General features: G+C 35.1%; 10 protein-coding genes. 6 read left to right on the top strand and 4 right to left on the bottom strand.

Going from position 1 to position 11,352, the window contains the following annotated elements:
- Positions 1–6: 6 nt before the first annotated feature.
- Positions 7–1,185 carry an MFS transporter gene (locus H7K77_RS02120; protein WP_186576063.1) on the top strand — a complete coding sequence of 393 codons (1,179 nt, stop codon included), beginning with the start codon at positions 7–9 and terminating at the stop codon, positions 1,183–1,185.
- A 50-nt stretch (positions 1,186–1,235) separates the two neighbouring features.
- On the opposite strand, the gene H7K77_RS02115 is transcribed toward H7K77_RS02120, so the two are convergent.
- The 3 genes from H7K77_RS02115 to H7K77_RS02105 form a co-directional block, all read right to left on the bottom strand.
- Positions 1,236–2,312 carry a metal ABC transporter solute-binding protein, Zn/Mn family gene (locus H7K77_RS02115; RefSeq protein WP_328700999.1) on the bottom strand — a complete coding sequence of 359 codons (1,077 nt, stop codon included), beginning with the start codon at positions 2,310–2,312 and terminating at the stop codon, positions 1,236–1,238.
- A gap of 671 nt (positions 2,313–2,983) precedes the next feature.
- Positions 2,984–3,388 carry a GNAT family N-acetyltransferase gene (locus H7K77_RS02110; RefSeq protein ID WP_186576121.1) on the bottom strand — a complete coding sequence of 135 codons (405 nt, stop codon included), beginning with the start codon at positions 3,386–3,388 and terminating at the stop codon, positions 2,984–2,986.
- A 146-nt stretch (positions 3,389–3,534) separates the two neighbouring features.
- On the bottom strand, positions 3,535–5,085 hold the full coding sequence (locus tag H7K77_RS02105; RefSeq protein WP_186576062.1) for a BCCT family transporter: 1,551 nt from the start codon (positions 5,083–5,085) through the stop codon (positions 3,535–3,537).
- A gap of 343 nt (positions 5,086–5,428) precedes the next feature.
- Between H7K77_RS02105 and H7K77_RS02100 the strand changes: the two genes are divergently transcribed.
- Both H7K77_RS02100 and H7K77_RS02095 read left to right on the top strand, forming a co-directional pair.
- Positions 5,429–6,265 (top strand): YheC/YheD family protein, encoded by an 837-nt coding sequence (locus H7K77_RS02100; protein ID WP_186576061.1) that lies wholly within the window; start codon positions 5,429–5,431, stop codon positions 6,263–6,265.
- Between the two features lie 192 nt (positions 6,266–6,457).
- A complete protein-coding gene (locus tag H7K77_RS02095; RefSeq protein WP_186576060.1) occupies positions 6,458–6,883 on the top strand; it encodes a VWA-like domain-containing protein in 426 nt (141 codons plus the stop codon).
- A 47-nt stretch (positions 6,884–6,930) separates the two neighbouring features.
- On the opposite strand, the gene H7K77_RS02090 is transcribed toward H7K77_RS02095, so the two are convergent.
- The gene (locus H7K77_RS02090) at positions 6,931–7,506 is read right to left on the bottom strand and encodes a GNAT family N-acetyltransferase (RefSeq protein WP_186576059.1); all 576 of its coding nucleotides are present in this window, start codon (positions 7,504–7,506) and stop codon (positions 6,931–6,933) included.
- A gap of 810 nt (positions 7,507–8,316) precedes the next feature.
- On the opposite strand from H7K77_RS02090, the gene H7K77_RS02085 reads away from it, so the two are divergent.
- From H7K77_RS02085 to H7K77_RS02075, 3 genes are all read left to right on the top strand, one after another.
- On the top strand, positions 8,317–9,141 hold the full coding sequence (locus tag H7K77_RS02085) for an STAS domain-containing protein (RefSeq protein ID WP_186576058.1): 825 nt from the start codon (positions 8,317–8,319) through the stop codon (positions 9,139–9,141).
- Between the two features lie 256 nt (positions 9,142–9,397).
- Positions 9,398–10,009: a DUF421 domain-containing protein gene (locus H7K77_RS02080; protein ID WP_186576057.1), complete on the top strand. Its 612-nt coding sequence runs from the start codon at positions 9,398–9,400 to the stop codon at positions 10,007–10,009.
- Positions 10,010–10,019: 10 nt separating this feature from the next.
- The gene (locus H7K77_RS02075) at positions 10,020–11,321 is read left to right on the top strand and encodes a voltage-gated chloride channel family protein (protein WP_186576056.1); all 1,302 of its coding nucleotides are present in this window, start codon (positions 10,020–10,022) and stop codon (positions 11,319–11,321) included.
- The last annotated feature ends 31 nt before the right edge of the window (positions 11,322–11,352 follow it).

Here is an 11,352-nt window from a genome sequence, read left to right as displayed (position 1 = left end):
AACTTCATGGAAGCAAATTTATCCATCACTAGAGTATATCAATGGCTGAGTGAAGCAATTGCTTTTTATTTCCTGCTCCTCCCTTTCTTTTTTCTAGCGAACAGTGGATACCCATTTCTTAACTACTTTTTACTAATGATTGGTTCGATTATTTTACTTCCGATAGTCGGCTTGTTGACTAATAAATATCAATTCATCTTTATTGGAAGTATTTGTGTTATTACCGCTTGTGCATACTATTTGTTTCATTTCCCAATTTTCATCAGCATCCTTACTAGCTTTTTCTTTAGCTGGCGGTATATCTCACATCAAGAGATGGCTGATCAACAAAATCAATTGAAAATATTTGGGTTAACTATAGTAGCTGCCATTATGATTCTGATGTTCTCCAATAACCTAGAGGTTTTATTTATTGTTATCTTGCAATTCCTTGTAGTAGTCGGTGGGGGATTCTTAAGTAATATTTTTATTAAAAGTGAACAGCGTATTTCAAAAGGCAGATTAACTCTATTGCTCCTAGGAGTACCGATTATGATACTCGGCATTTTTTGGGTAATGTTCGATCTTTTTAGATGGTTGTATGTAAAAGTTGTTGATGCTGTTCTTTTCCTTACAGAAAAAATATTGACTATACTAGATAAGTGGATCGACATTAAATTACCTACACCTGATGCCGAAAAATCGGAACTTCAAGAGATGAAGCCTATGCAGGATAATCAAAACAAATTAGATCAGCTTGCTCAACAGAATGGGGAAGTAATTACACAATTGATTTATTGGACAATTAACGGATTAATAATACTTGGTATTGTGCTTGTTTCATTTGGCTTATACAAAAGATATGTCAATAAAGAAAAACAACGAAACCAAGAAGAATACGCTTCAATTAGCAACATAGATTCACCCAAGACGACATCACGTTTCCGAAAAAATTCCTTAGGTAAAAAGCCTGAACATCCAATACGTAGAGAGATTTTTGAATTAGAAAAATATAGTCGTAAATTAGGACTAGAAAGAAAACGAGGAGAAAGTCTAAATGATTGGTTCACGAGGTTAGAATTACCGATGGAACACACCTGCTTATACAAACAAGTCAGATACGGTAACCATATAGATCAACTAGCTAACGTACAAGAATTTAAAGAATCAATCAGAAAGATTAGAAAGCAAATGGAAGAAAAGTGAAAAAGTGGGACAAGAAGTTCATCCTCCTGTCCCACTTTAATTTGTTACACCTAGTTTTCTAGAGCCGTTAATAACACTTCTAAATTCTTATTCATCAATGTGAAATAGTCCTCATCTGCATCAATATCCTCTTCTGTTAGCACAGCTAAATTATGGATTTGAAGCGATTCAACCTTTGTTTCACTTTGAATAACTTTTGCTACTTTTGGTGTTACATTTTGTTCAAATAGTAAGTAATGAATTTCAAGTTCCTCGACTGTTTGAATGACTTCTTCTAACTGCTTTTGAGAAGGCTCATTTGTAGAAGATAATCCTGATATAGATATCTGCTCCAATCCATACGCTTCTTCCCAATAACCATATGCAGCATGAGTCACTAAGATTTCATTACGTTCCTTCGATTCTAGTTGATTATGAAAATCTTCATCTAATTTTTCAAGTTTGGTCTTCAAATCCGCAAAATTGGCTTCAAAATCTTGTTTTGCCTCTGGTTTCATCTCAATTAGGGTATTCTTTATATTTTCCGCTACTGAAATGGCACGGATTGGATCTAACCATACATGTGGATCAGCCTCGCCATGATTATGCTCTTCTTCTGTATGTGCCTCTTCACTGTGGCCCTCTTCTTCCATATGCGCTTCTTCGCTATGTTCTTCTTCCGTATGGGTCTCTTCACTGTGGCCTTCTTCACTATCGTGCTCATGCTCTGCTTCCTCTGTTGTACCATTGTGATCGTGTTCATGTTCACCCTGTAATAGGGATATTCCAGCCGAAGCTTCAACTGCAGTAACATCGTCTTTTAGTGCATCAATTATAGTTTCCGCATAAGCCTCCATGTCTACATTGTTATAAATAAATAAATCAGCTTCAGCAATTTCTAATACCGTTTTTGAAGTTGGTTCAAAAGTATGGGCATCCGTACCAGGTGGGAGAATAGAAGACACTTCTACATAATCTCCGCCAATTTGTTTTGTGAAATATTCCAATGGATACAATGTAGTATAAATATTTAAAGCACCCTTCTCTTCATTCCCTTCACTAGAAGTAGCTTTATTATCAGTTCCGCATGCACTTAATATAAAAATAGACATCAAAATTAAAACTAAGAATCTCGCATTCTTTTTCACATCTCATCCTCCTAAAAATTTAATTATTACATAACCATAACCATTACGATTTGTTTTTTCACATACTTTGATGCTTTGAATGACGCATTTGAGATAAAATCTGCAGTAACTTATAAAAACCTTTGGATGTGTGCTTGAACTCGTTCCGGCAGAATACTCCGCTTTCCGTGGGAAAGGAACAGTCTGAAGATCCCACAGCGAGTGTTCTTTGCGAGCGAGGAAGCTAAAGCGTTCCCCACGGAAAGCGAGCGTTTTTTAAGCAGCGCTGATTAAGCACTCATCTTCTAGAGTAGAGGAATGTTTCAAACTCTTACTAGTGATTCTATAGATATTACGACATAGGAGACAATCGGTCCGAAAAGAGCATTTCGGGTCGTAGTACTAAAGTAATTCTATAACTAACTATGTAACTATCCTAGAACAAAAACAAATCATAATAGTTACGATTTACAAATCAGATTATACCCCATAATCAAAACGATGTAAATAGTAATAATTACGTTTTATCTTGAATAATTGGCCTTTTATTAAGCAATCTGACTAGGTTACTACGTCAAACCTAAGTACTCATCCACCTTTTTCGAAAGATTTAACAATTGTATTATTTTTAACATCGGGACGGGGATCGTTCTTCTTGCACCTTCCCCCATCTTATCCCATCAACTATTTTCCTATATGCTTTTCTCCATTACAACGTAAGATCTCCCCCCTTTTATAAACGTTTCTTTTGTTTCTTCTAGACCAAATTTTTTATAAAAGCTTGTTTTATTTTCTCTTGCATTACACCAAATTTTCTCGACACCCCAGTTTCTTGCCTCATCAATGATGTAATTCAATAGCATTGTTCCATATCCTTTCCCTTGCATAGATTGCAGTGTTGCAAACTTTCTGAACTGACATGTCTTGTTATTAACAAAAACAGAGACAACCGAAACTAATATATCATCCTTAAATAAACCAAAGTGAATCCCTACATGATCATCTTTTAGTTTTATATAGTTAAATTCTTTATTTGGCCACATCACAGTATGTCTCGTTTCCCAGGCCTGTTCCTTTTCGATCTTATAAATCTCAATACCCATAATCGATCATCCTTTACAAAAGTTTATACTTTATCATAACCCTTTTACTCAAGTGCTTTTTAAAATAAACAACAGTTAAAAAAATACCCAATGTCTTAAGACATTGGGTCAATGGTTAGATTAGAATATTCTTGAATAGATTACTTCTTCGTATTTGAATGTTTTTCAGAAACAATACCTTGTTCTTTTGCTAGCTTTTTCGCAATTTGCGGCGCGTTCCATAATGATGGTAATAACAACAGGGAAACTGGAACTGCCGTTACAACAATCGAATTTTGGATAGCCGAGATACTATTTTCTCCAATTGATAACAGGACAACGGATAATATACCAAAGATTAATACCCAAAATACACGCGTCCATTTTTGAGGATTATCAGTACCAGATAATGTCACGGCAACAGTATAAGAAATGGAATCAACAGTTGTTGCCACAAAAACGATTGTGACAATTAAGAAGCCAATTGCTAATAGAAAACCTAGTGGTAGGTTATCCATAATTGCCATCACTACTGCCGGCATTCCACCTTCAGATAGTGGACCGGATATAGAACCTGGTTTATCAAGCTCTACTTTAATTCCAGTACCACCAATAACAGAAAACCAGAAGTTGGTAACGAGTGGTGCCACAATGGACACACCTAGAATTAAGTCTCGAATCGTACGTCCGCGAGAAATTTTTGCAATAAAGATCGCCATCATTGGTCCATACCCTAAAAACCAACCCCAAAAGAAGATGGTCCAAGCACCTAACCATGCTTTATCACCTTGGTATAATGCCATTGTCAACATGTTTTGCAAATGAAACCCCTCTGCAGATATAAACTTATTTAGAATAAACATAGTTGGACCTAAGATCAACATTGATACAGCTAAAATCACCGTTAAACCTATATTCATCCGACTTAAAAACTGAATACCTTTATCTACACCGGACGCCACCGAAATAGCTGCAATTACTACTAATGCACCAATTACTATAATGTTGGTAACGAGTGTATTAGGAATCCCAAATATGGAATGTAACCCATAACCGACTTGCAACCCTAAAAAGCCGATCGGGCCCATTGTCCCTGCAGCAACAGCAATTATAGATATGATGTCTGCTGTACTACCAATTACACTTTTATGGAAAATTTTCTCACCAAAGATCGGGTATAAAAACGATCTAGGTTTCATCGGATAACCTTTGTGATAATGAACGTACATTAATACAATGGTAGCTAATGTACCAAGGATTGCCCAAGCAAGAAAACCCCAATGAAGGAATGCTTGTGCTAATGCAGGTTCTATACCAACAGTCGTCGAGGAATTATCTATAAATAATGGGGGATTAGTGATAAAATGATACATCGGTTCAGAAGCCGCCCAGAAAACTCCACCACTCGCAAGTAGTGTACATAAGATCATTGCTATCCAACGATAATAACCATTCTCTGGCTTTTCCTTCTTACCTAGTCGGACTTTACCATACTTTGATAACGCTAAAATGATACCAATAATAAAATTAGCTAATAATAGTAGCTCCCAATAGGAACCGAAATATTTCGCACAGAAACTAAACGAAACATTAATCATGTTCTCCACCATTTCCAAATCATATATGGCGAATAACACAAATAAAATTAATAAACCTCCACTTACATAAAAAACGGTCTTATCTAATGTATTTTTTCTTTTGTTGTGATGCACTTTTTTCCTCCTAGTTTTTAGGAGCAAGTGCCTACAATAACGTCCCTCTTTTTCTGTCTTATTGTCATTGCAGACTGCTAGATGGGAAATTATTATTTAATAATTTACGAATCCAAAACCATCGGCTTGCTCAAATAATATAAAAGCCTATCTTACATATCTCCCTTTTAGGTCTAATCTAACTTTGTAATGTCTTTAATAACACGATTTTTAATTATATAGACATGTCCTAAACGTGTCAACTTGTGCATTCGATGCGCAGCCTTTTAACGATCATGTAACCGAATACCTATTTTCTCCATATGTATATATTGTATACATTAAGGAAAGGAGCAAGTATACTATGGATAATAGTAGTCTCCAAAATACGCCACAAACTAACAATAAGATTCACTTTGATAAAGAGCGGCTCTATTTTAATAAATGGGAAATGTATAAGCTGTTAGCACCGCATTCATTACCTTTTAAAATCCCATATACGGAATACTTTTCCGGTCCTGCTTTATATCAATTTGTATTCAGTCAGACACCTTTTTTTATAAAACCAGTAGACACTTGGGCCGGTAGGAATATTTCGCTTATAACACCTATGGATCAAGGTTTTCTATTGAAACACCCAAACGGATCTACAGAATTCCATCCTACTGTGGATGCTTTCATGCACAACATGCTTGGCCAATATTCCAAATACCAAACAATCATCCAACAACGAGCTCCTATCTTATCATATGATTCTAGAGCTTTTGATATACGTATCCACTTGCAACGGGATAAACATGGTAATTGGGTAAATGCTGGTGATTTGGTTAGAATAGGAGGAAAAGACGCTATCGTTTCAAATTTCCTGTCAAAAGGTGGAGGGATAGTCGAAACGGACTTTATTTTAGGTAACTTGTTTGATCATTATTATCTGCACACAATAATTGAAAATCTAAGTAATTCTGCATTTGCGATCGCAAACCTTCTAGATCAGTATTATCCTTTTATTGATATAGGTGCAGATTTTGGTATCGATCCATATGCAAACCTTTGGTTATTAGAAGTTAATACAAACGACCGAAATGGAAGGCCTGGTTACGATTTATTTAAGAAGCTACCAAATAAAACTACCTACAAACAAATGATTGCAAGAGACAAAGACAGAACGAAGGCATGGAAAAAACAAAAAAAAATGTTTTAGACCTGAAAGAAAAAGTATTTCAATCGATTAGGGTATTGAAAAAATCACCCTAATCGATTTATAATAGATAGTCATGGGTAAAAATGGTCGAGCTATGACAAAAGGTCACTCACTATTACATAATTTTGCTATTTCTAAGTGAAGCTATTATAGAGATACTAAGAAAGTAAATCAATTAGGGAGAGATGAGTAATGAGTTATCATAAAGAATTATTAAGTGTTATCACCAAAGCAAAGGATGAAAATATGGTAATAGCAGTTGATACGTCAACAAACGATTATCCAGTAGATACGATACGCAATATTTTATCTTTATTTGACGAGGTAAAGAAGAAAACTCCTTTAATTTTTGCGGATTATAAGATTAGAGAAATAACAGATACTGAAAAAGTTACCGAGATTCCATTAATGTCCCATGGTAAAGCTTCCTATACAGATGTATTGGAATGGGCAAAGGAAAATAAAGTAGACAAGCTATTCTACATTACTGATGTGACAGGGTACTTTTGGGAAGGTCAAGAAATTAACTTCGAGGTGTACTGGTTGATACCTGATCATTTCAAACCTAAGGTTCCATTCGGTAAATCGTTAAATCTAACAAAAGAACCATCTGCATAATAAGGGACAGGTCCCTTTTTTAGGGAATCGGGACACTGGACCTGTCCCTATGTCCCACGTTTTTGTATGATAGCATAAATACAGGTATCTCTCAGCTCCCTATCATCTGCCGATTTATCATCATTTTTTAAAATACCTTCTAAGTCATACCCCAATCTTTGTGGTATAGAACGACTCTTAGAGTTTTCTGGATCACATCTTATTTCTATTCTTTTAAAACCTAATTGCTTTAATCCAAATTGTGTCAATTTCTCAATAGCTTCCGTCATATAACCATTTCCACTAAACTTTGTAGCAATCCAATATCCTATTTCACTCTTAGGAATATCCCAATCTACTGTTTCATAACTAGTAATCCCTATAAAATCTTCTGTCTCTTTATGAAAAATTAAGTAACGAAAACTTTCTCTCTTTAAATAGTTAATATATGCTATTCTCGCACTACGTTCCGTTTCTTCAACAGACGGTAATGTTTGAGCAAATGGCAACCATAATTTTAATTCGTTAATTGAGTCTACTATTGCCTCATTAACTATTTTTCCATCCCCAGATGCGCTTGGTGCCCTTAGTATTAGTCTGTTTGTTTCTAATTGAGTCGGAATGTTTAATAATAATGGGTCCATCATCTTCTCTCCTATGTAACGTAGTGGTTTCTATATGTCTCTCCAATCCCACAACGTTAGATTTACTCTTACGTCACCAATTCAACAGCATCGCATGCATTTACACTCATATATTAAAAATTGAGATGTAATTACTAGAAATCCCCCATCAACTGTGACAGTTTTGGAAGGAAAAGTATGCGCAAAAGGCGTTTCTTTATCAAATTATCCCTATCATTTTAACATAAAAACCCAACTAGTTTTCTATGTTTTTATGTTAAACCACTGCTATTTATATCCCCTACCCTTCAAAAAAATATAAAACAATTATAGAACTACAACAACCATCAAATCGGTAAGAGAATTATGGATGCTTATTATGACTTAAAACAAAAGCGCCAATAAAACAGTGTTAATTATGCGAAACACTAGACTCCTAGTTCAGTACCCAATGCCCCTTTTCTTTATGGGCGTTGGGTTTTTTCAAATCGAAAAGATGACTATACTAAAATAGTGTAGATTTTTGTAATCTTATCTTCTATCATTTCACTAAAGATTATTACTCCTTTGTCCTCTTTACCACCACAGAATGGTCTTTAAGCTCATTAGCCATTTAATGCCTCCTCACCAATCCCATGACTTTAGTAATTTCTTATTATATAATTATCAATAGTTAGTCCGTTTCAATCCAATTCCCGTCAATTCTAGTAATAGTGTCATGAAAAAAATACATAGCTGGAAACATACATCCCGTATCCCTAATCCAAAGCTGTACTAGAATTTTTGGGTTGATTCTTTTGATTAACCAAAAATATATAGGGGGAGCGTAAAGTGGATTACACTTATCAAGATTCATTCCAATTGAGAGATTTTATCGTGAATAACAAACAAACATTTGAAAACTGCTTACTAGATGAAGCAGAAACGGTCAGAGACAAAATAGAAGAAATTCTCCAAATAGGAAATATAGACCTAGTTAACAACGCACATAAGTTAATAGTTTTTATAATCGATCAGGAGAAAAGAAAAATTGAGAAGTTTGCTGAACAAGAAGGTATTGCATGGGCGACACATTCCATTGCCTTGACCTTTAAACTAGAATGGATACAAGCAATTCGTAGGACTCTTTGGATTTTTATAAGAGAATACAGTAATCTAACTGACAAAATGAGCATCGACGATTTGTTCCATTTAGAAAATGATATAAATAGTGGTGTAGATGATTTCCTTAACCAATTTTTTATCAATTATTCAACCTTTAAAGACAGATTAATCAAGCAACAACGAAAGCTTGTAGAAAATTTATCGGTTCCTATTATCCCCATTAACCAATCTATTTCTATTTTGCCATTAATTGGTGAAATTGATGAACAAAGAGTTGAGATACTTAAAGAGAAAGCACTAAATGAAGTAGGCGAAAACCATATCCAAAAACTAATGATGGATGTATCAGGAGTAGCTGATATGGAAGATGATGTGATTAGTCAGTTATTAAAACTAATTGATAGTACCTCCATGATGGGATGCGAAACGATTATCACTGGTCTAAGGAAGGAGGTAGTACTTAAAATTACTGATCTCGGTATTAAATTAAATGAACAGACTAGAACATTCGTAACTCTACAACACGCACTAAGCGAATTCTTAATCCATTAGTTATGTGAGACAAAGGTATCGTCCCTTTGTCTCATTTTTAAAAGGTACATTTAAAACCTGAATCTATTCATTACCCACAGTGATCCTCTTCTCTGCCCTTCTATTTCTCCAATATCCCTTTTTTTAAACTAAAGGTTCTTAAAATTCAATTAAGAAATTGATGACCATACATTTTCTAGCTATTAACGTTCCTCGAATACTTAGGTGATTAATTGGAAATATAAAACAGACTAACCTTTTAAAAGGGGGAATTGGATTGGACTTACATTTCGTATGGAAATCAGTCTTAATCGTTCTGGGCGGAATTCTTATCCTTAGATTAGCAGGGAGAAAATCCGTCTCACAGTTGACCGTAGCACAAACCGTTATGATGGTAGCAGTTGGTTCCTTAATTATTCAGCCTGTAAGCGAACGGAACATTTGGATTACGTTGTTAATAACTTTTTTGATGGTTCTGACACTTATTTTCGTTGAAAACCTCGTTCTAAGATTTGATAAAGCAGAGACATTCATTTATGGAAAATCTAAGCTGGTCATTGAAGATGGTAAAATTATGGAAAAAAATCTTAGAAAACTGCGTCTTACTGTTGACATGTTGGAACTACGTCTAAGACAGCAAAACGTCCAGAGCATTGCTGACGTCAAATGGGCTACAGTTGAATCTAATGGACAACTGGGATTCATGTTAAAAACAAACAAGCAATATGCAACAAAGGAGGATATTCAAATGCTGATGGAGTTCATTCAAGGAATGAATGAACATTCAACAAGAGAACAACTTACCGAAAAGTCGAATTCCAAAAATAATATCTTCTCAGAAGTAAAAACTGGCAACCACAACCAAGACCCACCAACTAAATTGAATTGAGGAGGATTAGATGAGCAAAAAACAAAAAAGTAACCAGTTTATTTTCACACTTATGCAGTGGATTATTTTAGGAACCATAATTGGAATAGTTGTTGGATCGGCAACTGCTTTTTTATTAGAAATTAACGATTACTTAGGGGCAGTGCGTGAAAAGAAGGACTGGCTAATATACCTTCTCCCTATATCAGGTATAGTCATAGGCTATATATATATGAACTACGGAAAGGTTTATGTAGCCGATAACTTACATGATGCAGCAAAACTTAACAATTTAGTTATTGAAGCAGTTCATGGGAAGAAAAAAATATTAAAACGTATGGGGCCGATAGCCTATATATCCACCTTTCTTACAGTCTTTTTCGGCGGTTCAACAGGTAGAGAAGGCGCTGCTGTTCAAATGGGGACAAGTATTGCCGAATCCGTAAACAAACTATTAAAGGTAAATTTATTCGACAAACGACTTTATATTATGAGTGGGATTAGTGCAGGATTCGGGGCTGCTTTCGGTACGCCTTTGGCTGGTACATTTTTCGGCATGGAAATGGCCATTTTAGGAATGCTCAAATTTGAAGCAATTATCCCTTGCTTAGTTGCAAGTTATGTTGCACATTTCATTACTACTGGTGCATGGGGAGTTCATCACGAAGAGCTACTCATTCAAGCCGTACCTGATCTGTCTGTTCTTACCTTTATAAAAGTGATCGGTTTATCTATTATTTTTGGACTATTAAGTGTGGGTTACAGTCAACTGAGACATGGAATACAACATTATTCCGAGAAATTATTTAAGAAAAACCACATGAAGAGAGCATTTACTGGTGGGCTTATTATTGTCCTTCTCACCGTTATTGTGGGGTCACAAGACTACAATGGCCGCGGTCTAAATATGTTACAACAATCATTTTCTGGAGACGTAACACCCTTTGCTTTTTTGGCTAAACTTATATTTACAGCTATAACACTCGGATTTGGTTTTGTTGGTGGGGAAGCAATCCCTTTATTTTTCATGGGGGCAACTTTAGGTAATACCCTTCATAATTTTATCGATATGCCGCTAACTTTTCTTGCTGCCTTAGGATTAATCGCAACGTTTAGCGGGGGCACAAATACCCCTATAACCTCTTTCTTTTTAGCCTTAGAAATGTTTAAAGGTGAAGGAATTGAGTATTTCTTTGTTGCTTGTATTGTTAGTTACATTGTTTCAGGTAATCATGGATTGTGGCCTTCTCAACAAATTTATGAACCGAAAAGCAAATTGTTCTCTATCGCAAATGGGGAGACAATTGAAAAAGTTAAAAAAAAAAGAGAATAGAAATTCAAAATATAATTAATTATTTTAGAAA

Source organism: Aquibacillus kalidii, from assembly GCF_014280935.1.
GTDB lineage: Bacteria > Bacillota > Bacilli > Bacillales > Amphibacillaceae > Aquibacillus_D > Aquibacillus_D kalidii.
This window is presented reverse-complemented; position numbering and strand designations above follow the sequence as displayed.